The sequence below is a fragment of the Streptomyces yatensis genome, from assembly GCF_018069625.1.
Lineage (GTDB): Bacteria > Actinomycetota > Actinomycetes > Streptomycetales > Streptomycetaceae > Streptomyces > Streptomyces yatensis.
The window spans coordinates 9134042-9154725 of the sequence record NZ_CP072941.1 but is presented as its reverse complement, the minus strand read 5'-3'; the positions used below and the strand labels follow the sequence as shown (position 1 = coordinate 9154725).

The following is a 20684-nucleotide window of genomic DNA, read 5'->3' as shown; positions in this document are numbered from 1 at the left end:
CTGGCCCTGGGCCAACAGGAGGGGAGCGTCGAAGGTGCGGAGGCCGGTCGGCGGCGGGGATCGGTGGGGGCGGCGGCTCGCCTCCCCGTGGTGGCGCGGCGCGCTGGCGCTGCTGGCGGGCGCGCTGCCCGCGCTGGCCTTTCCCGAGCCCTCGCTGTGGTGGTGGGCGTATGCCGCCCTGGTGCCGTGGCTGCTGCTGGTGCGCTCGGCGCCCACCGGCCGCCGGGCGGTGCTGGACGGCTGGCTGGGCGGCGCCGGGTTCCTGCTCGCGGCGCACCACTGGCTGATGCCGAGCCTGCATGTGTTCATCGTGGTGCTGGCGCTGCTGCTGGGGCTGTTGTGGGCGCCCTGGGGGTGGCTGACGCACCGGCTGCTGCACGGCCGCCCGGGTTCCGGACGGGTGGCGGCGGCGCTGGTGGTGCTGCCGTCCGCCTGGCTGATGGCCGAGCTGGTGCGGTCCTGGGAGTATCTCGGCGGGCCCTGGGGGCTGCTGGGCGCGAGCCAGTGGCAGGTGGCGCCCGCGCTGCGGCTGGCCTCGGTGGGCGGGGTGTGGCTGCTCGGCTTTCTGCTGGTCATGGTGAACGTCGCGGTGGCCGTGCTGATCGCGGTGGCCCGGGCCCGTACGGTGGCGCTGGCCGGGCTCACCGCGTGCGGCGCGGCGGCGGCCGCGGCATGGGCCTGGGTGCCGCAGGCCAAGGAGCCGGGGACGGCGCGGATCGCGGTGGTGCAGCCGGGGGTCATCCACGGTCCGGGGCCGCGCTTCGAGCGCAGCGCGGAGCTGACCCGGCAGCTGGCCGACCGCCATGTCGACCTGGTGGTGTGGGGCGAGAGCAGCGTGGCCCAGGATCTGACCACCCACCCGGAGGTGCGCCGGCGGCTGGCCGGGCTGTCCCGGACGGTGGGCGCGGATCTGCTGGTCAACGTGGACGCGCGGCGCAGCGATAGGCCCGGGATCTACAAGAGCTCGGTGCTGATCGGGCCGAACGGCCCGACGGGGCAGCGCTACGACAAGATGCGGCTGGTCCCCTTCGGGGAGTACGTCCCGGCCCGGCCGCTGCTGGGCTGGGCCACCTCGGTGGGCAAGGCGGCCGGTGAGGACCGCCACCGCGGCACCGGGCCGGTGGTGATGAACCTCCCGGGCTCGCTGCGGATCGGGCCGCTGGTGTGCTTCGAGTCCGCGTTCCCGGACATGAGCCGGACCCTGGCGCGGGAGGGGGCGCGAATGCTCGTCGTCCAGTCCTCGACCTCGACCTTCCAGGGGAGCTGGGCGCCCGAGCAGCACGCCTCGCTGGCCGCGCTGCGCGCCGCCGAGACCTGGCGGCCGATGGTGCACGCCACGCTGACCGGGGAGAGCGCGGTGTTCGGGCCGCGCGGCGAGCCGGTGGGCCCCCGGATGCCCACCGACGCCGGCGCGGCCACCGTCTACACCGTGCCGCTGGGGCAGGGCACGAGCCCGTATGTGCGGATCGGGCCCTGGCCGGTGTACGGGGCGATGGCGGCGCTCGCCGTCTTCTGCGCCGCCGAGGGGGGCCGGGCGCTCAGACGGCGGACGGACCGGCCGTCGGACCACGGTCCGGACCGGCGGACAGACCAGCCGACTCCAGGGCGTCCCTGACGACCCGTTCGCACAGCTCGTGGGTACGCAGCGCGTCCTCGGCGCCGATCCGCCGCCCGGAGCGCACCGCGTCCAGGAAGGCGTCGGTGATCTGCTCGATCCCGCGCTGCCGCGCCACCGGCACCCAGTCGCCCCGGCGGCGCACGCTCGGCTGGCCCTTGTGGTCGATGACCTCGGCGAGGTTGAGCACCTGCCGCTTGGTGTCCTGGCCGGAGACCTCCAGGACCTCCTCGGTGGAGCCGCTCATCCGGTTCATCACGCCGAGCGCGGTGAATCCGTCCCCGGACAGCTGCAGCAGTACATGGTGTATCAGCCCGTCGCGGACCCTGGCGCGCACATCGATGTGGTCCACCGGCCCGGGCACGAGGAAGCGCAGCGTGTCGACGACGTGGATGAAGTCGTCCAGCACCAGGGTGCGCGGGTCCTCGGCGAGGCCGACGCGGTTCTTCTGCAGCAGGATCAGATCGCGCGGATGGTCCAGGCACTGCGCGTAGCCGGGCGCGTAACGCCGGTTGAAGCCGACCATCAGGCTCACCCCGCGCTCCTCGGCGAGCCGCACGATCCGCTCGCTGTCGGCGAGGTGGTACGCGAGCGGCTTGTCGACGTAGGTGGGCACCCCGGCCTCGATCAGCCGGGTGACGAGGCCGGCGTGGGTGTCGGTCGGGGCGTGCACGAAGGCCGCGTCCAGCCCGGCCGCGAGCAGCGAGTCGAGGCCGGCGTGGCGCTGGGCTTCGGGGACGCGATAGGTGTCGGCGACCCGCCACAGGGTGGCGGGGGTGCGGGTGTGCAGATGCGGCTCCAGGCCGGGACGGGCCATGAGTACGGGCAGATACGCCTTCTGCGCGATGTCGCCGAGCCCGACGCAGCCGACCCTCATATGTGCTCCCCGCAATCCTCGCTCATGCCTTCCGCTGTGCCCCCGAAGGATACGTGCGGGTGGGCGGATGCCAGTCGGCGATGCCGTCGAAGGAGCGCAGGGCCAGACCGGGGACGAGGCGGCCGACGGCTGCGATGGCGGTGTCGCGCAGGGCGACGGCCGGGGCGCTGGTGAGGGTGATCATGCGGGCGGTGCGCGCCGAGCGGCGTACCACGTCCATCGTGCGGGGCAGCCGGTCGCGGGTGTAGGCGGCCAGGGCTGCGGAGGGGTCGGCGGCGCCGGGGGCCAGATGGTGGGCGAGGACGACGGCGTCCTCGATGGCCTGGTTGCCGCCCTGCCCCATCGTGGGGGCCATCGCGTGGGCGGCGTCGCCGAGGAGGGCGACCCGGCCCCGGTGGTAGGCGGGCAGGGGCTCGGCCATGTACCGGATGTCATGGCGCAGCACGTCCTGGGGCGCGGCGGCGGCGAGGATGTCGGGGACGGGCCGGTGCCAGTCGCCGTAGAGCCGCAGCAGTTCGGACCTCTCGTCGTCGGGGGCGCGGCCGCCGGACGGGGCGACGGCCGCCGCGTAGGCGTAGACCCGGCCGTCCTTGAGCGGCTGGGTGCCCCAGATCCGGCCCCTCCCCCAGGTCTCATGGGGCTCGAACGGACGCCCGGGGTCGGGGATGACGACACGCCAGGTGGTGAATCCGGCGTAGCGGGGCCCGGGGTGGTCGGGGAAGAGCGTGCGGCGGACGGCCGAGTCGATGCCGTCGGCGCCGATGACGAGGTCCGCCTCGTGTGTGCCGTCCTCGGTGGTGACGCGGGCCGGGCGGTCGGCGCCGCCGGGGTCGGCCAGCCGGGCGGCGGCCCCGGTGCGGACCACGCCCTCGGGGAGCCGGGAGACCAGCAGGTCGACGAGGGTGGACCGGTGGAGGAGGACCAACGGGCCGCCGAAGCGCTCGGCCGTCGCCGCGCTGTCCATCCGGGAGAGCCGGCGGCCGCCGGGGGTGCGCAGTCCGCCGCCGCCCTGCCAGGCGGCGAGCGCGCGTACGTCGTCGCCGAGGTCGATGGCGTCCAGGGCACGCTGGGAGTTGGGGGCGAGCGAGATACCGGCGCCGACGGGCTCGAGGCGGGCGGCCCGCTCCAGGACGGTGAGGGACCAGCCGCGGCGGTGCAGGGCCGCGGCGGCGGTGAGCCCGCCGACTCCGGCACCGATGACGACGGCACGGGGCTGCTGCATGACTCCTCCAAGTCAACTACAGGTGTAGTACTCATGACGTTACTACATGTGTAGTGCGGACGGCGGATGGGCTTAGGTTGGGCCCCATGACCGCTGATCGAACCGCCGCCTCCGCATCGGCCGCGTCCGTCTCCGCGTCGGCCGCGTCCGCGTCCGCCGCCTCCCGGGCCGAGCTGATCGCCGACACCGCCCTGGGGCTGCTGGCCGAGCGCGGGATGCGCGGGCTGACGCACCGTGCGGTGGACGAGGCGGCCGGGCTGCCGCTCGGCTCGACCTCCAACCACGCCCGGACTCGCGCCGCCCTGCTCAAGGCGGCGGTCCGGCGGCTGGCCCAGCGGGAGTCGGAGGTGCTGACGCCCGATGAGATGCCACGTTCGGCCGGCGCGGCGCGGAACGGGGCCGATCCGGTCGCGGAGCTGGCCGACGCGCTCTCGCTCGCCCTGCACCGCTCGCTCACCGCCCAGCGCGATCTGCTGATCGCCCGCTACGAACTCGCCCTGGAGGCGACCCGCCGCCCCGAACTGCGGGAGTTCTACGACGCGACGGGGCGCGGCTTCCGCGAGCCGCTCGAGGCGATGATGACGGCACTCGGCTCCACCGAGCCCCGGCGGCACGCGCGGTCGCTGGTCGCCTGGTGCGAGGGGCTGATGTTCAGCTGCGCCGCGGGCGCCGACCACGACGCCGTACCCGACCGCGCGACACTGCGCACCGGCTTCGCGGAGCTGCTGCGCGGGATGCTGAACGAATAACGCGTGGCGGGCCGAGTGGCCGGACCGCCATCATGACCGCCATGACGACCACAGAACGCCATGAAGCACCCCGGACCGCCGATGAACGCACCAGCCTGGAGGGGTGGCTGGACTTCCATCGCGCGACCCTCGCCCTCAAATGCGAGGGGCTGGACGACAAGCAGCTGCGCGAGGCGTCGGCGCCGCCGTCCGACCTGACCCTGCTCGGCCTCGTACGGCATATGGCCGAGGTCGAGCGCAACTGGTTCCGGCGGGTCCTCGCCCACGAGGACGTACCGCCGATCTGGTACAGCGAGGAGGACCCGGACGGGGACTTCCACACCACCGACGGGGACACCACGGAAAGCGCCTTCACCATCTGGCGGGACGAGATCGCCAAGGCCAAGGAGGCCGCCGCGGGCCGTTCCCTGGACGATGTCGTCACCCGTCCCGGCCGTGGGGACTACAACCTGCGCTGGATCTATCTGCACATGATCGAGGAGTACGCCCGCCACAACGGCCACGCCGACCTCATACGCGAGCGGATCGACGGCGTCACCGGCGACTAGGGCACATAGCGAAGGCGCCCCGCGGTCAGTGGGCGTGGTGGTGCTCGTGGGCGTGGTGGTGCTCGTGGGCGTGGCCGTCGCGGTGGTCGTGGCCCGGGGGGCGTTGCGCCAGGGCGAGGGTGCGGGCGGTGACTTCGTCCGCTGAAACGGCGCACCGGCCGGCGAGCGTGTCCTCCAGGGCGGCCAGCCAGAGCCGGTAGTAGTGGTACGGCTCGTCGGGCGCCGCCGCGGCCTCCCAGGCCGCGATCCGGGCGATCAGCGCGGCCTGGAACTCCGGCCAGGTGAAGGCGCCCGCCTCGTACAGGCTGACGGCCATGCCGAAGGCCCGGCTCTCCCAGGGCTCGGCGAACACCAACTCGCCGTTGGAGCGCGGTGGCGCGGCCGGGCCCTCGATGTCCAGTGGCGCGGTCATGGTGCCGCCACCTTGGCCACGCCGACCATCACCTCCCGGGTCACCAGCGGCACGAGCTGTTCCTCGGAGAGGTGCTCGGTGCCGGCCGGACGCTCGGGCAGTACCAGCCAGCGCACCTCGCTGGTGGAGTCGTGGACGGTGATCCGCACGTCGTCGTCGAGTTCGAGGCCCATCTCGGACAGCACCGTGCGGGGCTCCTTGACCACGCGTGCGCGGTAGGCGGGGTCCTTGTACCAGCTCGGCGGCAGTCCGAGCACCGGCCACGGGTAGCAGGAGCACAGCGTGCACACCACCACATGGTGGGTGGTCGCGGTGTTCTCCACCACGACGATGTGCTCGCCCTGCGACCCCGAGAAGCCGAGCTCCTCGATGGCCGCGGTGCCGTCCTGGAGGAGCCGCCGCCGGTACTCCGGGTCGGTCCACGCCCTGGCGACGACCTTGGCGCCGTTGAGCGGGCCCACGTTGGTCTCGTAGGTGGTGATGATCTCGTTCATCACCTTCGGGTCGATCAGGCCCCGCTCGGTGAGCAGTTGCTCGAGCGCCTCGGTGCGCAGGGCCACGGGAGGGGCCTCGCCCGGTCCGCCATCGGTGGGGGTCATGAGGTGGCCTCCAGGTAGTTCTCGAACAGGTCGGCGGTGACCGCGAAAGGCTCGGCGTCGGCGCCCCACAGCTCGCGGGAGTCGAAGCGCACCGAGTAGACGTACTGCGGGTTCTCGCCCCGGAAGTGGGCGTTGGTGTCCGGCAGTACGAAGGCGGGCTGGACGACCTCGACGGTTCCGGTGTGTCCCCGTGCGTAGCCCGGCAGCCGGGTGTGCCCGGGCACCGACATGGCCTTCGTCCGCACCCGCTCGCCGACGGCGAAGGCGGGCGCGCGGTCCACCGGGCGCAGCGAGCCCTCGGCGCTCGGCGCGTAGTCGGGCACGGCGGGCTCGGGGATAGGCGGCTCCTCCACGTCTTCGCCCCGCAGATTGCGGGCGCGTGCGCCGATCGCGCCCGGCGCGAGGACGGCGCTGTCGGCGAGCATCAGCTCCGCGCCGCCCAGCCAGCGCCCGTAGTAGCCGTCGTCCAGGTAGGCGGCACGGTCCAGGCGCTCGAGCGCGTGCCGGAAGGCGTCCAGGTTGACGCCGCCGAAGGCGATCCGGCCGGAGAGACTGGCCAGCGCGAAGGCCCGGCCCTGCCAGGGCTCCTCGAAGACCGGCTCATCGCGCCTCGGTGGACGGACGGGGCCCCATCCGGGGGTGCCGCCCATATCAGCGATGCCATCCATGGCACGCCTCCCCACATGGCCACATAACGGAACTATGGGAATGAATCGTATGCGACGGGCGCCATCCGGGCCGCGCCGACGGCGCCGCGTAGGCCCCGGGGACCGCACCGAACGTCGCGGCCCCGGCACCCGGGCGAGTCAGACCAGGACGCGGCCGAGGAAGTCGCGGATGTACTCGGTGATCGGCCGCAGATGGCTTTCGAGGGCGAAGTGCCCGGTGTCGAGCAGATGGATCTCGGCGTCGGGCAGGTCCTGGCCGAACGCCTCCGCGCCCGCCGGGCCGAAGATCTCGTCGTTGGCGCCCCAGACCGCCAGCAGCGGGACCCGGGAGTCGCGGAAGTACTGCTGGACCCGCGGATAGAGGTCCACGTTGGTGGAGTAGTCGCGGAAGAGCCTGAGCTGGATCTCGTCGTTGCCGGGCCGGTCCAGGAGCGCCAGGTCGTGCACCCAGTTGTCGGGGCTGACCAGAGTGGGGTCGGGGACTCCGTTCAGATACTGCCAGCGAATACTCTCGGCGGTCAGCGCGCCGCGCATGGGAGCCTCGGTCTCCGGTCCGGAAGCCTCGGCGTAGGCGAACACGCCGTCCCAGAACGACTTGACGAAGCCGTCGACGTAGGCGTTGCCGTTCTGGGTGATGATCGCGGTGATGCGGTCCGGGTCGCGCAGCGCGAGCCGCCAGCCGATGGGGGCGCCGTAATCCTGTACGTACATCGCGAACCGGTCGACGCCGAGGCTCTGCAGCAGGCCCGAGGTGACCTGGGTGAGGGCGTCGAAGGTGTAGGGGAAGTCCCGCAGCGAGGGCATCGCGGACTGGCCGAACCCGATGTGGTCGGGGGCGATGACGCGGTATCGGTCGGCGAGTGCCGGGATCAGCCGGCGGAACATGTGCGAGCTGGTCGGAAAGCCGTGCAGCAGCACCACGACGGGCGCCTGGGGGTCGCCGGCCTCCCGGTAGAAGACCTCCAGGCCATCGACGGTGGCGGTGCGGTGGTGGACTACGGTAGTCATCACTCTAACCTTTCTGCGGGGCTTCGGTGGTTACACAACCCAGTCGAGCACGCCGGAGCTAACCAGTCAAGAAGTTTTAGAGGGTTAGATTGAATCCTGGGGTCGCCGTCTCCGTACAGCGGCGCCCTGATTCCAGCCTCCGCCCGCCCACAGGGGTCGGCCAGTGCGGTCGACACCGAGGCGCCCGCCATCACATCGGCGTCCGGCACCCGGCACTCGGCGCCCCGCACTCGGCACAACCGCTCACACGCTGCGCTAACCTGTCACACGAGGCAAAACGGTTAGGACGTGTCATGGTGACCACGCAGGAGCAGCAGGACACGCTGCTGGAACTCCTCAACAGCACACCGGTGGTCCGCGGGGTCGTCCAGGACCAGCTCGCGGATCCGGAAGCGGCAAGGGCCTGGCAGCAGGCACACGGTGGCAGCGGCACCGCGGAGGAGCACGCCTGGCTCCTGCGCGCGCGGGACGCGCTGCAGGACGTGGTGCGCGGCGCCCGGCCCGCCGCTTCACTGGCTCCGCTCCTCGACGGGGTCACCTCCCACCCGGAGGTCTCCTCCGAGGGGGTGTCCTGGGAGCTCGACGCCCCCGAGGAGCGCCGGATGGCGGTGGAGGCGGTGCTGGCCTGGAGCGCGCTGCTGGAAACGATGTCCGGGCGGCTGCGGCCGTGCGCCAACCCGGAGTGCCGGCGCTTCCTCCTCGACCGCAGCAAGACCAACAAGGCCCGCTGGTGCTCGATGGCGGTCTGCGGCAACAGGATGAAGGCCAGGCGCCACTACCAGCGCACCCGGGACGGAGCGGCCGAGTAACCGTCGCAGCGGCAGCGGCAGAGGGCAGCGGCAGCGGCAGCGGCCTGAGCCTCCGGCCTCTGCTCGGCCTCCAGCCCGCTACCAGTCCTCTAGTCGTCGACGGCCCCCTCCAGAGCCAGCGTCAGCCGCAGGATGGCGGCCCGTACCCCGTCGCCGTACGGGTCCTCGCCGAGCGCAGCGGCGGCCGCCCGCGCGAGCGCCAACTGGCCCCGGGCCGCCTCCTCCTGGCCCAGCTTCAGGTAGCCGGTGGCCACATTGAGGTGGAGGGAGGGGAAGAACGCGCGCGGCGCCAGGGCCCCGGTGAGCCCGTCGGCGGCGGTGAGCGCCCGCAGGTTCCAGATCAGCTCGTCGAGCGGATCGTCCTGGGTGTCGGCCAGATAGTGGGCGAGGGCGCAGCGGTGGAAGGGGGCGCCGTCCCGTTCGATCTCCTGCCACAGCGCGGCGAGGCGATTGCGCGCCTCCTCCCGGTCACCGCCCCGGTGCAGCATGACCGCCTGCCCGATCCGGGTCAGTACGGCATCACCCTCGGGCGCCTCCCGCTGCGCTTCCGTCATCGCGGCCTCCCGTCCTTCGAGCGGAGCTAGGGGGTGTCCTGCGGATCATGCACCGTTCTCCCGGCCCCGCTCGGCGTGTCGTGGTTCGGCGGGGCCCCGGGGGTGTCGTCCTTCGGCGCGCCGTAGCGGAGGGCCAGTTCGGCGACGGCGCCGGCGACGGCCGAGCGCAGCTCGGGCGGCCCCAGCACCTCGGCGTCGGTGCCCAGCCGCAGCATGTCGTGGACCGCGACCGGCAGCGATTCCACGGGGAGGACGACACGCCGGCGCCCCCGGTCGTCGGGCGGGTCCGCCGCGGCCACCGCCTCCGCGCCCACCGCCCCGAACTGCATCGGGAGCAGCTTCACCCCGCGCTCGGAGAGCAGGAGTTCGGCCTCGCCGTGGAAGCGCGAGGACTCCAGACGGCGGGACGACTCCTCCCAGTAGGCGGCGAGGTCGAACCCGGCGGGCCGTTCGAAGGCCTCCTCCAGCACCTCGGCGGCGAGGATCCGGGAGACCCGGTAGCTGCGCACGGTGTCCTCGACCCGCGCCACCAGGTACCAGATGCCGCCCTTGAGGACGAGGCCCAGCGGGCACAGCTCCCGCCGCACCTCGCCGCGCCAGCGGCGGTAGTGCACCCGCAGGACCCGCAGCTCCCACACGGCCTCGGCGGCGGCCGCCAGATGGGGCACCGGCTCGGCGTCCCGGAACCAGCCCGGCGCGTCGAGGTGGAAGCGCTCCTGGATGCGGCGGGAGCGCTCGCCCAGTTGGGCCGGGAGCGCGGCCCGCAGCTTGAGCTGGGCCGTGGTGAGGTCGGCGCCCAGGCCCAGCTCGGCCGCCGGGCCCGGCATCCCGGCGAGGAAGAGCGAGTCGGCCTCGTCGCCGGTGAGCCCGGTCAGCCGGGTGCGGTAGCCGTCGAGCAGCCGGTAGCCCCCGGCCGGGCCGCGGTCGGCGTACACCGGCACACCGGACGCGCTCAGCGCCTCCACATCGCGGTAGACGGTGCGCACCGAGACCTCCAGCTCGGCGGCGAGCTCGGGCGCGGTCATCCGGCCCCGGTTCTGCAGCAGCAGAAGCAGCGAGAGAAGGCGGTCGGCGCGCATGCGGTCCATTGTGGCCGCCGTACCTGACAAAAGATGTCAGGTACGGCGGCCAGGGTGGCTTCCACGGCCGAACCACAGCGGATCCGGCCCCTGACCGGTCTCTGACCGGCCCATGTCCGGCCGCTGACCGGCCCCTGACCTGCCCCTGAAAGGACCCGCCATGACCACGCACACCACCGGCCACTTCACCTACGCCGACTGGAAGGAGACCGCCCTCGAAGAGGTCGAGGACGGCGGCGCGAAGCTGGCCCAGGCCGTGGTGACGAACGCCTTCTCGGGCGGCATCGAGGCACCGCGGACCAGCTGCAATTACGCGATCACCTATCTGTCCGAGAAGACCGGCGTCTGCTGCGGCTACGAGCTGCTGACCGGCACCCTCGACGGGCGCGCGGGCAGCTTCGTCGTCCTGCAGCACGGCAGCTGGGGCGAGGACGCCACCGTCCACTGCACCTTCGAGGTGGTGCCCGGATCCGGCACCGGCGAGCTGGCCGGGCTCACCGGATCGGGCACCTTCGCCGCCGTACGCGGGGAGACCGAGATCCCCTACAGCTTCGACTACACGCTCTAGCCGTGCGGTCCGGTCAGGCGCCGAGGTCCGGGATCCGCCAGTCGATCGGGGTGTGCCCCTGGGCCTTGACCGCCTCGTCGATATGGGTGAAGGGGCGCGAGCCGAAGAACTTCTTCGCCGACAGCGGGGACGGGTGCGCCCCCTTCACCACCGCATGCCGCGACTCGTCGATCAGCGGCAGCTTCTTCTGGGCGTAGTTCCCCCAGAGCACGAAGACGGCCGGATCGGGACGCGAGGCCACGGCGCGGATCACCGCGTCGGTGAACTTCTCCCACCCTTTGCTCTTGTGGGAGTTGGCCTCGCCGCCCCGGACCGTCAGCACCGCGTTGAGCAACAGCACACCCTGCCGCGCCCACGGCATCAGATAGCCGTTGTCCGGCACCGGGTGGCCGAGCTCCTCCTTCATCTCCTTGAAGATGTTCCGCAGCGACGGCGGGGTCTTGACGCCCGGGCGCACCGAGAAGCACAGACCGTGGCCCTGACCCTCGCCGTGGTACGGGTCCTGCCCGAGGACGAGCACCTTCACCTGGTCGAACGGCGTGGCCTCCAGGGCGGCGAACACCTCCTCGCGCGGCGGGTACACCGGCCCCCTGTCCCGCTCCCCCTCGACGAACTCGGTGAGCTCCTTGAAATAGGGCTTCTCCAGCTCCTCGCCGAGGACTCCGCGCCAGGACTCGGGCAGCACATAGGGCACGTCTACAAACCTCCGGTCGTGTTCCGTCTAGGGCACAGAACCTACCGGCGGCCACTGACAACGCCTCATGTGGACCGGGCACCGACCGGCGGTGCCCAGCCTCATGGGACCGGGCACCGGCCCGCGGCGCCCCTGCCGCGGGGTCGGACCGGGCGCCGGTCAGCCGATTCCGGCGCCCAGCAGGATGCCGCCGTCCACGACGAGCGTCTGGCCGGTGACCCACGCCGCCTGGTCGGAGGTGAGGAACGCGGCCGCGCCCCCGATGTCCTCCGGCGCGCCGAGCCGCTTCATCGGATAGGCCGCGGCGGCCTCCTCCTCCCGCCCCTCGTACAGGGCGGTGGCGAACTTGGTCTTCACCACGGCCGGAGAGATGGCGTTGACGCGGACCCGCGGGGCGAACTCCTGGGCGAGCTGCACCGTGAGGTTGATCATGGCGGCCTTGCTGACGCCGTACGCCGCGATGAACGGCGAGGACGACATCCCGGCGAGCGAGGCGATGTTGACGATCGTGCCGCCGTTCTCCTGCTGCCAGGCCTTCCAGGTCCGCTGGGCGAAGCCGAGCGCCGAGACGACGTTGGTCTCGAAGACCTTACGGATCACATCGAGGTCGAGATCGGCGATGGGCGAGTACACCGGGTTGGTGCCGGCGTTGTTGACCAGGTGGTCGATCCGCCCGAACGCCTCCATCGTCCGCTCGACGGCGGCCGCCTGGTGCGCCTGGTCATGGGCCTTCCCGGCGGCGTAGATCGCACGGTCGGACCCGAGCCGCTCCACGGCCTCCTTGAGCGCGTCCTCGTTGCGCCCGGTGATGCACACCCGGTCACCGCGGGCCACCATCGCCTCGGCGATGGCGTAGCCGATTCCCCGGCTCGCCCCGGTGATGAGCGCGGTCTTGCCGCTGTCCTGTATCTGCTCGGACATCTGGTGGGTGACTCCTGATCAGTTGAGCGGGCCGCCGGCTACGTACAGGACCTGGCCGGAGACGAAACCGGCCGCCTCGCCGGTGAAGAAGGCGACCGCGTTGGCGATGTCGCCGGGCTCCCCGACCCGCTGCACCGGGATCTGGCTCGCGGCGGCCTTCTGGAAGTCCTCGAAGCCCATGCCGACGCGCTGGGCGGTGGCGGCGGTCATGTCGGTGGCGATGAACCCGGGCGCCACGGCGTTGGCGGTGACCCCGAACTTGCCGAGTTCGATGGCGAGGGTCTTGGTGAAGCCCTGCATTCCGGCCTTGGCCGCGGAGTAGTTGACCTGGCCGCGGTTGCCCAGCGCCGAGCTGCTGGAGAGGTTGACGATCCGGCCGAAGCCCGCGTCCACCATGTGCTTCTGGCAGGCGCGCGACATCAGGAACGCGCCCCGCAGATGCACGTTCATCACGGTGTCCCAGTCGGACTCGCTCATCTTGAAGAGCAGATTGTCGCGGAGCACGCCCGCGTTGTTGACCAGGATCGTCGGCGCGCCGAGCTCCTCGGCGACACGCGCGACGGCGGCCTCGACCTGCTCGGCGTCCGACACATCGCAGCCCACGGCGATGGCCTTGCCGCCCGCCTCGGTGATCTTCTCCACGGTGTCCGCGCAGGACCCCTCGTCGAGGTCGAGCACGGCGACGACGCGACCCTCCTCGGCCAGGCGCACGGCGGTCGCCGCGCCGATGCCGCGGGCCGCGCCCGTCACGATGGCAACGCGCTGCTCGGTGGTGGACATGCGGGTTCTCCCTCGCATCGATGGCGGCTCACCGTCCCGGCCCCGGGAGTGAGCAACCGCTTAGTCTCTCCTGCGCACGAGACGCTATGAGGCCCGCCACCGCCTGTCAACGACCGCCCATATGTACTCGCTCACCTCCGGCCACTTTCACCCGGTGTGTCACCGCACCGGCAGCCGTTGTGTCACCGCACGAGCAGCCGGTGTGTCACCGCACCAGCAGATCGAGCAACCGCTCGACCTCCGCCTCCGCGTCCGCCGTCAGCCCCGTGTGCACCGGCCCCGGCTGGACGACCGTGGAGCGCGGCGCGACCAGCCAGCGGAAGCGCCGTCCCGGATCGTCCTCCGCCGCCTGACCGGCCCGCTCTCCCCCGCAGCAGACGCACTCCACCGCGCGCAGCGCGGCCCGTACCGCCCGCACGTCCGCCGAGGGATCGAGGGCACGCAGCCGGTCCTCGTCCAGATGGACCCGGGCCGCGACGAAGGACGTGGCGCGGCAGTAGACGACGACACCCGCGTTGATCTGCTCACCGCGCTCGACCCGGGGGACGACGCGCAGCACGGCGTATTCGAAGACGTCCCGGCCGTTGTGGAACCCGCTCACTTCGACGCCTTTCCCTCGACCCACACCCGCAGCCACTCCGGGGCCTTGGACGGCTCCTCACCGGCGCGCTCGCCCAGCGTGATCCCCGCCCCGACCGTGGCCGCCCGCTCCAGCAGCACCTCGACATAGGCGCGGCGCACCGCGTCCGGCCCGTCGAAGCCCGGCTCATCGGTCAGCCACTCGTCGGGGACGTCCGCCACCACCTCGGTGAGCAGTTCCTCGGTGATCAGCGGCGCCAGCGCCTCGGCCGCCGCGGCGACATCGGGCGCGAACGGCGCGAGCACATGCTCGGAGGCGTCGTACGGCTTGCCGGCGGCCTTGTCCAGACCGCGCCAGCCGTGGTGCCAGATCATCGTGGCGCCGTGGTCGATGAGCCACAACTGCCCGTGCCACACCAGCATGTTGGGGTTGCGCCAGGAGCGGTCCACATTGCCGATGAGCGCGTCGAACCACACCACCCGTCCGGCCTCCTCCGCACCCACCTCGAAGGCGAGCGGGTCGAAGCCGAGCGAGCCGGGAAGGTAGTCCATGCCCAGATTGAGCCCACCACTGGCCTTGAGCAGCTCCTGCACCTCCTGGTCGGGCTCGCTCAGACCGATCACCGGATCCAGCTGCATCCGCACCAGCTCCGGAACCCGCAGCCCCAGACGACGGCCCAGCTGACCGCAGACCACCTCGGCGACGAGAGTCTTACGGCCCTGTCCGGCGCCGGTGAACTTCATGACATAGGTGCCCAGATCATCGGCCTCGACGATGCCCGGCAGCGACCCGCCTTCACGCAAGGGCGTGACATAGCGGATCGCGGTGACTTCGGTCAACATTTTGCCAGGCTATCCGACGTACTGACCTTGCAATTCACCATTGACTCCGGGCAGGAACACCGCTCATGACGGTCGCCCCCACGCGCCGGAGTGTTCTCACCACGGCAGCCGCACCGATCGGGTGATCTCCGCCGTGACACTGGCGCTGACCTCCGTACCGGACTTCGTGCTGGCCCTGCTGCTGGTCGGAGTCGTCTTCCTGCGCCTGGGGTGGCTGCCACCTGGGTGGGGGCCGACGACCAGTGGCGGCGGCACCCGGAGCTGTTCGTGCTGCCGGTGACCGTACTGCTGACCCGCACCGTGTGCGTGCTGTCCCGGCAGGTCCGGGCCGGGGCGATCGCGGCGCTGAACGCCGGATACACGGCGCAGGCCCGCCGTCTGGGCGTGCCTGCGGCCCGGCTGGTGCTGCGCCATGCGCTGAGCGATCAAAACCGCCGCACGACACGGTCCCCCGTCCTGATCGCCGAAGCCTGGCATGACCGTGGCCCGGGTGCAGAATGGGCCAGGGGGAGAAAGAAGGTGTCTCCATGACCACGCACGCTCCCCACACCGACCACGCCCACCAGCATGGCAGCGGCTGCGGCCACGTCGCGGTCCCGCACGACGATCACACCGACTACGTCCACGCCGGCCATCTGCACCGGACACACGACGACCACGTCGACGAGTGCGAGCCCAGTGGCCACACCGTCCACGAAGGCCACGACCACCAGCACCACGACGACTGCGGACATGTCGCCGTACCGCACGGCAATCATGTGGACTACGTCCACGACGGGCACCGTCACGCCCAGCACGAGGGCCACTGGGACGACCACTGACCCCGGGGAAAGCCCCGGACCGACGGCCTGGGGCTGAACCGTGTGCCCGCCTTTCACCGGCCCGTTCTACCGGCCCGGCCGGGTCACCGCCGCATCGTTGTACGGGTCCTTGGGCGCGGGGACACGCTTGACGGTCGTGGTGTCCAGGGCCGGGCTCGCGTCGTCCGTCCCGACCTTGCCGGTGGGGTGCCAGGTGCCGGTGACGGTGACCCAGGCATCGGCGGGCGGCGCCGCGGCCCCGTGGACACGCACCTTGCGCACCGTCGCGTCGGCGGCGCAGCAGCTGATGGCCAGGCGGCTGACGTACCAGGTGCCGTGGTGGCCGGGGGTGACGAAGCCGGTGAGTCGCACGGTGTGCCCGCGGAGGGTGCCGTCGGTGTCCCAGACCGCGCGGGAGCTGAAGTCGTTCAGCGACATCTCCACGATCCCGTTGCGCGGGAGGGCGGGGAAGAGGCTGTCTCCGGTGGTGGGGGGCTTCGCCTTGGCCTCGTCGCGGGCGGCGGTGTACGAGCCGAGAGCGGGGGGCGCGAGGAACAGGATGGTCAGGGCCGGTACGTACAGCAGCCAGGCGATCCGCGGCCCCCGAGCGTGATCGTGTCCTTGGCCTTGACGGCCACCGCCCTGACGGCCACCGTGGTCGTGATCCGTACGCGGGCGGTTGAAGGGAAAGCCGTCGCGGGCGGCGCTGACCGCGCCGAGCACGATCAGCAGCACCCCCGAGGCGATGAGCGCGGGCCGCAGGCCCGGGCGCACATAGCGCAGATACAGATCGGTCAGCAGCGAGATGTGCAGCAGACCGACACCGGTGAACAGAAGCAGCAGCACCTGGACGTTGCGCTTCACAGCAGCCACCACCCCACCAGAGCACTGGACAACACCGCCACGACCCAGGTGGCCGACGAGAAGCGCAGGGCGAAGGCCCGCCCGAAGGTGCCCGACTGCAGCGCGATCAGCTTCAGGTCGACCATCGGGCCGACCACCATGAAGGCGAGCCGGGCGCTGGGCGAGAACCCGGTGAGCGAGGCGGCGACGAACGCATCGGCCTCGGAGCACACCGCGAGGAGCACCGCGAGCAGCCCCAGCATGGGCACCGACAACCACACGGAGTCGGAGAAGAGCCGCAGCACGGAATGCGGCACCGCCACATTGAACGTGGCCGCGGCCGCCGCACCGACCACGAGAAACCCCCCGGCGTGCAGGAAGTCGTGCTGGAGCGAGACCCGGAACTCCTCCGCCCGGCTCGCACCGGCGGTGTGCCCGGTGGGCCCCTTCGGGGCGCGCAACCACTCCTCACGGCCCAGACGGAGCCACAGCCAGCCCATCACCACGGAAGTCAGCAGCGAGGCGACGAGACGGGCCGCGACCATCCAGGGATTGCCGGGAAAGGCCACGTACGTCGCCATCAGCACGATCGGGTTGATGGCGGGGGCCGACAGCAGGAAGGCCAGCGCCGCCGCCGGGGTCACCCCACGCCGCATCAGACTGCCCGCCACCGGAACCGACGCACACTCACATCCCGGCAGCACCGCCCCGGCCACGCCCGCGACCGGCACCGCGAGCGCCGGGTTGCGCGGCAACACCCGGGTGAACACCCACGCCGGCACGAAGGCGCTGATCGCGGCCGACACCACAGTGCCGAGCAGCAGAAACGGCACCCCCTGGATGACGATCGCGGTGAACACCGTCCGCCACGCCGCCACCGCCCGGCTGTCGAGCCCGGCGGAGATCTCGGGCCCCAGCACGATGGCGACGACACCGAGCACCGCCACGGGCAACCCCGCGATCAGCGCATGAGAGGCGACACGTACGGCCACGCGCAGGCCACCGCCCCGGTCGGGATATGCGGCCGGTGGCGTCCGGTCGTCGGCAGGGCTCTCGGGCAGCGGTGGCGCGACGTCGACATCCCTGTCCACTACGCCTCCCCTCACACAGGACTCTTCATCACGGCGACATCCGCGGCCACACCCTAGCGGCGGTCGATCGATGACCGTCATGGTGCCGTGTCAGCTCTCCGTGTCAGCTCTCCGGACCGGGCGCCGCGTCGCCGAGCAGCGGATCGGGCAGGCGGGCCCAGCGCTCGGCGCCGAGGGCCAGTTCACCGTCGTCGAGTACGGCCGAGTCCAGCGCGGCCCGCAGCCGGTCGGGGTCCAGGTCGGCGCCGGTGAAGACGATCTCGTTGCGCCGTTCGCCGTAGTAGTCGTCCCAGTACCACGAGGCGAGCGTCCGGCGCTGGGGCGAGGCGGCGCGCCATGCCGCGGGGTCCTCGTCCTCCAACCAGCCTCCCGCCTCGTGCAGTTCGAGGTGGCGCCCGGCCGAGCGCCAGGAGATGACCGTCCGCGGGCGGGTGGCCATCCACAGGTGTCCGCGGCTGCGCACCACCGACGGCATGACGCGCGGCAGGCTCTCCGTCAGCCGCTCGGGATGCAGCGGGCGCCGGGACCGCCAGAGCACCGAGGTCACGCCGTGGTCGACGCCGCGGCGGCGTACGACGGGGGCGACGATGTCGAGACGGTCGGCCGGTGCGGCCGTGCTCCAGCCGGAGTCGGCCCGCACCAGAGCCGTCAGCGCGGTGAGATCGGCGTCGTCGGAGTCGAGATGCACCAGTGCCGACGGGTTGAGATGGCCGAGCAGGGCGCGGCATCCTTCCCGGCGGCCGTCCCCCTCCCCCGGTCCGCCCCGCAGGACCATCACCTGGGCGGCCTCCAATTGGCGGGCGGCGGCCTCGGCGACCGTGAGGGGCGCGGCGTTCGGGTCGTGGCCGAAGACGCGGGTGGCGCGGTGCACACAGCGCAGATCGTTCAGCAGGCGGCCGGGGTCCACGCCGACGGCGGTCGGGGCCAGTTCGTAGTGGTGTGACAGCGGAGTCCTGCCCAGTGGGGTCCGCCACAGCTCGGCGAGAAACGGCGCGGTGTCCACGGTGTCAGGGAGCGCGAGCACGACATGCGGACGCGAGGCGGTCCGGGCGATGGTGTCCAGGTCCTGCCGGATGATCACCGCCGGGTCTCCGGTCGCCCCCTGGCACAGCGAGCCGCGCCGCCGTTCCTCACCACCCATGACGAAGCGCTGTACGAAGGGGTACCGCCCCGTCCCGTCGGCGTGGACCGAGACCGAGAGCACCAGCGCGTCGGGCGAGGCACACCGCAGCAGGTCCAGTACGCGCCCCCGGACTTCCGGGGTGTTGCCGCACACCAGGCCCAGGAGACCCCGGCGCGCGGTCGCACCGGCGTTCACTCGTCCGCCCGCGCAAGGGCGGTCACGACGGCGTGGGCGGCTCTGCGCATCCGTAGCAGCACCGGCGGCACATCTCCTCTTGGATATCGACGTCACGGTGTCACCGCGGAGACTACATGGAAACGGTACCCATTTTCATATACGGTGCGGGGGACCACCCGCCGAACAGGAAAGGACCCTTGACGTCATGGCCGTGCCCAAGCGGAAGATGTCCCGGAGCAACACCCGCCACCGCCGCGCCCAGTGGAAGGCGAACACGCCGGAACTGGTGACGCTCACCATCGACGGCCGCGAACACCGCGTACCGCGCCACCTCGTCCCCGCCTACCGGCGCGGACTGCTGCACCCCGAGGGCTGACCGCCCGATGGCCGACCGGCTTCCGGTGACGGTCCTGTCGGGTTTCCTGGGATCCGGCAAGACCACCCTCCTCAACCACCTCCTCAACCACGTCCTCAACACCGCGAAGGACTGCGCGCCGCGGTGATCGTCACCCCATCCTCGGCGCGGCCACGAGCGCGGCCATCCCGTCGGGCTGCGTCACCGCCGTGACCCCGTCCTCCGGCACGGGCACCATCACCTCGCCGCGCGGCAAGGCCAACAGCGGCTCGAACACCTGGAAGGCCAGCACCGACGGCTCGGCCTTCGCCGCGGCCACCCGGGGGAAGGCCATAGGGGCGGGTGACACGATCGTCCTGCGCCGGGGCGCCTGAGGACGGTGCGGGAGCCGGGGCCCGCCCCCGGGCAGGCCCTAGGGTCGCGGCATGCGCATCGTCTCCCTGCTGCCCGCCGCGACCGACATCGTCGCCGAACTCGGGCTCGCCGAGCACCTGGTCGGCCGGACACACGAATGCGACTGGCCACCGCAAACCGTGGCGTCCGTTCCCGTGGTCACCGGAGCCGACCTCGACCAGAACACCCTCACCAGCCGGGAGATCTCCGACGCGGTCGGCGGATCGGCACACTCCGGGTCGTCCCTCTACACCCTCGACACCGAAGCGCTCGCGGCCCTGAGCCCCGACGTGGTGCTCACCCAGGACCTGTGCGAGGTGTGCGCCGTCTCGTACGAGAAGGTCAGCCGGGCCGTCCGGCTGCTCGACGCCGACACCCGCGTCCTCAGCCTGGAGCCACGCACACTGGAGGACGTACTGGACTGCCTGGTCACCGTCGGTGAGCTGCTCGGCGTGCGCGAGCGTGCCGAGCGGCGCCGGGCCGCCCTGCGCGACCGCCTCGAACGGATCCGCCGGTCGGTCGCGGGCCGTGCCCGGCCCCGGGTCGTGGCGATCGAATGGCTCGACCCGCTGTGGCCCGCCGGGCACTGGGTCCCCGACCAGATCACCGCCGCCGGCGGCGAACCGCTGCTCGCCGCGTCCGGCGCGCACACCAAGCCGATGACCTGGGAGGCGGTGCGCACCGCCCGGCCGGAGGTGGTGCTCGTCCTGCCGTGCGGCTTTCCGCCCGAACGGACCCTGCGCGAGACGGCCCTGCTCACCCGCCTCCCGGGCTGGGCGGACCTGCCCGCCGTACGGGACGGGCGGGTCTGGGTGCTGGACGGGCCCGCCTACTTCAACCGCCCGGGCCCGCGCGTGGTGCGCGGAGCGGAGGTGCTGGCCCACGTCCTGCACGGCGTACAAGCCGGGACGGCGGTGACGGCGGACGAGGCATGTCCGTACCCGGACGCGCCCGGCCGGTGAACGCGGGGGCGGGTTCGGGAAGGGCTCCCGCGAACAGGTCGCCCGCGGGAGCCCTTCGCTGTCCGCCTGCCGGTGAAAGGTGAGAAGACGATCACAAGCAGGACATCTGCCGGACTACGCCGTCACGGTGCCAGCAGCAGGCTGTTGCCGCGCTCCTTGGCGGCGGCGTAGCGCTTGGCCACGTCCTGCCAGTTGACGACCTTCCACATGGCCTCGATGAAGTCCACCTTCTGGTTCTTGTACTGCAGGTAGAAGGCGTGCTCCCAGGCGTCGAAGACCAGGATCGGGGTCGAGCCCTGGCCGATGTTGCCCTGGTGGTCGTAGACCTGCTCCACGTTGCAGCGGATGAACTGCCGGATCGGACCTCTCTCCGACGCGTCCGACTTTCCCCACCGGCATGCGACCGCTCGGGTAC

The 20684-nt window shown here is 72.1% G+C and carries 26 protein-coding genes and 3 pseudogenes; 12 read left to right on the top strand and 17 right to left on the bottom strand.

Translation table 11 applies throughout. The annotated features are described in order from the left end of the window. Window positions 1-34: 34 nt before the first annotated feature. On the top strand, window positions 35-1615 hold the full coding sequence (gene lnt / locus J8403_RS38470; protein ID WP_211127215.1) for an apolipoprotein N-acyltransferase: 1581 nt from the start codon (window positions 35-37) through the stop codon (window positions 1613-1615). On the opposite strand, the gene J8403_RS38465 is transcribed toward lnt, so the two are convergent. Both J8403_RS38465 and J8403_RS38460 read right to left on the bottom strand, forming a co-directional pair. After that, window positions 1539-2492, bottom strand: a complete 954-nt coding sequence (locus tag J8403_RS38465; RefSeq protein ID WP_211127214.1) for a Gfo/Idh/MocA family protein — start codon at window positions 2490-2492, stop codon at window positions 1539-1541. The genes lnt and J8403_RS38465 overlap by 77 nt on opposite strands. A gap of 22 nt (window positions 2493-2514) precedes the next feature. Next, window positions 2515-3714 (bottom strand): FAD-dependent monooxygenase, encoded by a 1200-nt coding sequence (locus tag J8403_RS38460; protein WP_211127213.1) that lies wholly within the window; start codon window positions 3712-3714, stop codon window positions 2515-2517. 86 nt (window positions 3715-3800) lie between these two features. On the opposite strand from J8403_RS38460, the gene J8403_RS38455 reads away from it, so the two are divergent. Both J8403_RS38455 and J8403_RS38450 read left to right on the top strand, forming a co-directional pair. After that, window positions 3801-4463, top strand: coding sequence for a TetR/AcrR family transcriptional regulator (locus J8403_RS38455; RefSeq protein ID WP_211127212.1), 663 nt, complete (start codon window positions 3801-3803; stop codon window positions 4461-4463). A 41-nt stretch (window positions 4464-4504) separates the two neighbouring features. Then, window positions 4505-5011, top strand: a complete 507-nt coding sequence (locus J8403_RS38450; RefSeq protein ID WP_211127211.1) for a DinB family protein — start codon at window positions 4505-4507, stop codon at window positions 5009-5011. Window positions 5012-5036: 25 nt separating this feature from the next. On the opposite strand, the gene J8403_RS38445 is transcribed toward J8403_RS38450, so the two are convergent. From J8403_RS38445 to J8403_RS38430, 4 genes are all read right to left on the bottom strand, one after another. After that, the gene (locus J8403_RS38445) at window positions 5037-5423 is read right to left on the bottom strand and encodes a nitrile hydratase accessory protein (RefSeq protein WP_211127210.1); all 387 of its coding nucleotides are present in this window, start codon (window positions 5421-5423) and stop codon (window positions 5037-5039) included. Further along, on the bottom strand, window positions 5420-6022 hold the full coding sequence (nthA, locus tag J8403_RS38440) for a nitrile hydratase subunit alpha (RefSeq protein WP_211127209.1): 603 nt from the start codon (window positions 6020-6022) through the stop codon (window positions 5420-5422). The genes J8403_RS38445 and nthA overlap by 4 nt, the downstream gene beginning before the upstream one ends. After that, the gene (gene nthB / locus J8403_RS38435; RefSeq protein ID WP_211127208.1) at window positions 6019-6690 is read right to left on the bottom strand and encodes a nitrile hydratase subunit beta; all 672 of its coding nucleotides are present in this window, start codon (window positions 6688-6690) and stop codon (window positions 6019-6021) included. Before nthB ends, nthA begins: the two co-directional genes overlap by 4 nt. A gap of 138 nt (window positions 6691-6828) precedes the next feature. Beyond that, entirely contained in the window at window positions 6829-7698 is an 870-nt protein-coding gene (locus J8403_RS38430; protein ID WP_211127207.1) for an alpha/beta fold hydrolase, read from the bottom strand. Between the two features lie 293 nt (window positions 7699-7991). On the opposite strand from J8403_RS38430, the gene J8403_RS38425 reads away from it, so the two are divergent. Beyond that, window positions 7992-8507, top strand: a complete 516-nt coding sequence (locus J8403_RS38425; RefSeq protein ID WP_211127206.1) for a CGNR zinc finger domain-containing protein — start codon at window positions 7992-7994, stop codon at window positions 8505-8507. Window positions 8508-8596: 89 nt separating this feature from the next. Here the strand turns inward: J8403_RS38425 and J8403_RS38420 are convergent, their stop codons facing one another. Both J8403_RS38420 and J8403_RS38415 read right to left on the bottom strand, forming a co-directional pair. Beyond that, window positions 8597-9061, bottom strand: coding sequence for a hypothetical protein (locus J8403_RS38420; RefSeq protein WP_211127205.1), 465 nt, complete (start codon window positions 9059-9061; stop codon window positions 8597-8599). Window positions 9062-9087: 26 nt separating this feature from the next. Beyond that, window positions 9088-10140, bottom strand: a complete 1053-nt coding sequence (locus J8403_RS38415) for a helix-turn-helix transcriptional regulator (protein ID WP_485129830.1) — start codon at window positions 10138-10140, stop codon at window positions 9088-9090. Window positions 10141-10300: 160 nt separating this feature from the next. Between J8403_RS38415 and J8403_RS38410 the strand changes: the two genes are divergently transcribed. Continuing rightward, window positions 10301-10708, top strand: coding sequence for a DUF3224 domain-containing protein (locus tag J8403_RS38410; RefSeq protein ID WP_211127203.1), 408 nt, complete (start codon window positions 10301-10303; stop codon window positions 10706-10708). A gap of 13 nt (window positions 10709-10721) precedes the next feature. Here the strand turns inward: J8403_RS38410 and ung are convergent, their stop codons facing one another. The 5 genes from ung to J8403_RS38385 form a co-directional block, all read right to left on the bottom strand. Next, window positions 10722-11402 carry a uracil-DNA glycosylase gene (gene ung / locus J8403_RS38405; RefSeq protein ID WP_211127202.1) on the bottom strand — a complete coding sequence of 227 codons (681 nt, stop codon included), beginning with the start codon at window positions 11400-11402 and terminating at the stop codon, window positions 10722-10724. A 159-nt stretch (window positions 11403-11561) separates the two neighbouring features. After that, entirely contained in the window at window positions 11562-12323 is a 762-nt protein-coding gene (locus tag J8403_RS38400) for an SDR family oxidoreductase (RefSeq protein WP_211127201.1), read from the bottom strand. A gap of 18 nt (window positions 12324-12341) precedes the next feature. Next, window positions 12342-13103 carry a 3-oxoacyl-ACP reductase FabG gene (gene fabG / locus J8403_RS38395; RefSeq protein ID WP_093469078.1) on the bottom strand — a complete coding sequence of 254 codons (762 nt, stop codon included), beginning with the start codon at window positions 13101-13103 and terminating at the stop codon, window positions 12342-12344. A gap of 205 nt (window positions 13104-13308) precedes the next feature. Further along, window positions 13309-13704, bottom strand: a complete 396-nt coding sequence (locus J8403_RS38390) for a DUF3037 domain-containing protein (RefSeq protein WP_014058588.1) — start codon at window positions 13702-13704, stop codon at window positions 13309-13311. Further along, a complete protein-coding gene (locus tag J8403_RS38385; RefSeq protein ID WP_211127200.1) occupies window positions 13701-14525 on the bottom strand; it encodes a HipA family kinase in 825 nt (274 codons plus the stop codon). The genes J8403_RS38390 and J8403_RS38385 overlap by 4 nt, the downstream gene beginning before the upstream one ends. Window positions 14526-14658: 133 nt before the next feature. Here J8403_RS38385 and J8403_RS44095 point away from each other — a divergent pair, with 133 nt between their 5' ends. The 3 genes from J8403_RS44095 to J8403_RS38375 are packed head-to-tail and all read left to right on the top strand — an operon-like array spanning window position 14659 to window position 15346. Next, window positions 14659-14805 carry a hypothetical protein gene (locus tag J8403_RS44095; protein ID WP_246586189.1) on the top strand — a complete coding sequence of 49 codons (147 nt, stop codon included), beginning with the start codon at window positions 14659-14661 and terminating at the stop codon, window positions 14803-14805. Further along, window positions 14793-15056 (top strand): hypothetical protein, encoded by a 264-nt coding sequence (locus J8403_RS44090; RefSeq protein WP_246586188.1) that lies wholly within the window; start codon window positions 14793-14795, stop codon window positions 15054-15056. The genes J8403_RS44095 and J8403_RS44090 overlap by 13 nt, the downstream gene beginning before the upstream one ends. Beyond that, window positions 15053-15346, top strand: a complete 294-nt coding sequence (locus J8403_RS38375) for a hypothetical protein (protein ID WP_211127199.1) — start codon at window positions 15053-15055, stop codon at window positions 15344-15346. Before J8403_RS44090 ends, J8403_RS38375 begins: the two co-directional genes overlap by 4 nt. Window positions 15347-15412: 66 nt before the next feature. Here the strand turns inward: J8403_RS38375 and J8403_RS38370 are convergent, their stop codons facing one another. From J8403_RS38370 to J8403_RS38360, 3 genes are all read right to left on the bottom strand, one after another. After that, the gene (locus J8403_RS38370; RefSeq protein WP_211128643.1) at window positions 15413-16189 is read right to left on the bottom strand and encodes a TIGR03943 family putative permease subunit; all 777 of its coding nucleotides are present in this window, start codon (window positions 16187-16189) and stop codon (window positions 15413-15415) included. After that, complete coding sequence (locus tag J8403_RS38365) at window positions 16186-17259, bottom strand: permease (RefSeq protein WP_211127198.1); 1074 nt, start codon at window positions 17257-17259, stop codon at window positions 16186-16188. The genes J8403_RS38370 and J8403_RS38365 overlap by 4 nt, the downstream gene beginning before the upstream one ends. A 103-nt stretch (window positions 17260-17362) precedes the next feature. Then, window positions 17363-18577, bottom strand: a complete 1215-nt coding sequence (locus J8403_RS38360) for a GTP-binding protein (RefSeq protein ID WP_211127197.1) — start codon at window positions 18575-18577, stop codon at window positions 17363-17365. Between the two features lie 187 nt (window positions 18578-18764). Here J8403_RS38360 and rpmF point away from each other — a divergent pair, with 187 nt between their 5' ends. The 4 genes and pseudogenes from rpmF (at window position 18765) to J8403_RS38340 (ending at window position 20269) form a co-directional block, all read left to right on the top strand. Further along, a complete protein-coding gene (gene rpmF / locus J8403_RS38355; RefSeq protein ID WP_211127196.1) occupies window positions 18765-18935 on the top strand; it encodes a 50S ribosomal protein L32 in 171 nt (56 codons plus the stop codon). Between the two features lie 7 nt (window positions 18936-18942). Further along, window positions 18943-19079: pseudogene (locus J8403_RS44480) on the top strand (GTP-binding protein); the annotation flags it as partial. After that, window positions 19073-19288: pseudogene (locus tag J8403_RS44085) on the top strand (hypothetical protein); the annotation flags it as partial. The pseudogenes J8403_RS44480 and J8403_RS44085, both read left to right, overlap by 7 nt. Window positions 19289-19339: 51 nt before the next feature. Beyond that, the gene (locus J8403_RS38340) at window positions 19340-20269 is read left to right on the top strand and encodes a cobalamin-binding protein (RefSeq protein WP_211127195.1); all 930 of its coding nucleotides are present in this window, start codon (window positions 19340-19342) and stop codon (window positions 20267-20269) included. Window positions 20270-20391: 122 nt separating this feature from the next. Here the strand turns inward: J8403_RS38340 and J8403_RS38335 are convergent. After that, window positions 20392-20613 (bottom strand): annotated as a pseudogene (locus J8403_RS38335) (Fe-Mn family superoxide dismutase); the annotation flags it as partial. Window positions 20614-20684 lie beyond the last annotated feature (71 nt).

Bases quoted from the DNA above. Each gene is read 5' to 3' on its own strand.
- J8403_RS38465 (WP_211127214.1), bottom strand. From the start codon at position 2,492: ATGAGGGTCGGCTGCGTCGGGCTCGGCGACATCGCGCAGAAGGCGTAT.
- J8403_RS38460 (WP_211127213.1), bottom strand. From the start codon at position 3,714: ATGCAGCAGCCCCGTGCCGTCGTCATCGGTGCCGGAGTCGGCGGGCTC.
- J8403_RS38455 (WP_211127212.1), top strand. From the start codon at position 3,801: ATGACCGCTGATCGAACCGCCGCCTCCGCATCGGCCGCGTCCGTCTCC.
- J8403_RS38450 (WP_211127211.1), top strand. From the start codon at position 4,505: ATGACGACCACAGAACGCCATGAAGCACCCCGGACCGCCGATGAACGC.
- J8403_RS38445 (WP_211127210.1), bottom strand. From the start codon at position 5,423: ATGACCGCGCCACTGGACATCGAGGGCCCGGCCGCGCCACCGCGCTCC.
- nthA (WP_211127209.1), bottom strand. From the start codon at position 6,022: ATGACCCCCACCGATGGCGGACCGGGCGAGGCCCCTCCCGTGGCCCTG.
- nthB (WP_211127208.1), bottom strand. From the start codon at position 6,690: ATGGATGGCATCGCTGATATGGGCGGCACCCCCGGATGGGGCCCCGTC.
- J8403_RS38430 (WP_211127207.1), bottom strand. From the start codon at position 7,698: ATGACTACCGTAGTCCACCACCGCACCGCCACCGTCGATGGCCTGGAG.
- J8403_RS38425 (WP_211127206.1), top strand. From the start codon at position 7,992: ATGGTGACCACGCAGGAGCAGCAGGACACGCTGCTGGAACTCCTCAAC.
- J8403_RS38420 (WP_211127205.1), bottom strand. From the start codon at position 9,061: ATGACGGAAGCGCAGCGGGAGGCGCCCGAGGGTGATGCCGTACTGACC.
- J8403_RS38415 (WP_485129830.1), bottom strand. From the start codon at position 10,140: ATGCGCGCCGACCGCCTTCTCTCGCTGCTTCTGCTGCTGCAGAACCGG.
- J8403_RS38410 (WP_211127203.1), top strand. From the start codon at position 10,301: ATGACCACGCACACCACCGGCCACTTCACCTACGCCGACTGGAAGGAG.
- J8403_RS38400 (WP_211127201.1), bottom strand. From the start codon at position 12,323: ATGTCCGAGCAGATACAGGACAGCGGCAAGACCGCGCTCATCACCGGG.
- fabG (WP_093469078.1), bottom strand. From the start codon at position 13,103: ATGTCCACCACCGAGCAGCGCGTTGCCATCGTGACGGGCGCGGCCCGC.
- J8403_RS38385 (WP_211127200.1), bottom strand. From the start codon at position 14,525: ATGTTGACCGAAGTCACCGCGATCCGCTATGTCACGCCCTTGCGTGAA.
- J8403_RS38375 (WP_211127199.1), top strand. From the start codon at position 15,053: ATGACCACGCACGCTCCCCACACCGACCACGCCCACCAGCATGGCAGC.
- rpmF (WP_211127196.1), top strand. From the start codon at position 18,765: ATGGCCGTGCCCAAGCGGAAGATGTCCCGGAGCAACACCCGCCACCGC.
- J8403_RS38340 (WP_211127195.1), top strand. From the start codon at position 19,340: ATGCGCATCGTCTCCCTGCTGCCCGCCGCGACCGACATCGTCGCCGAA.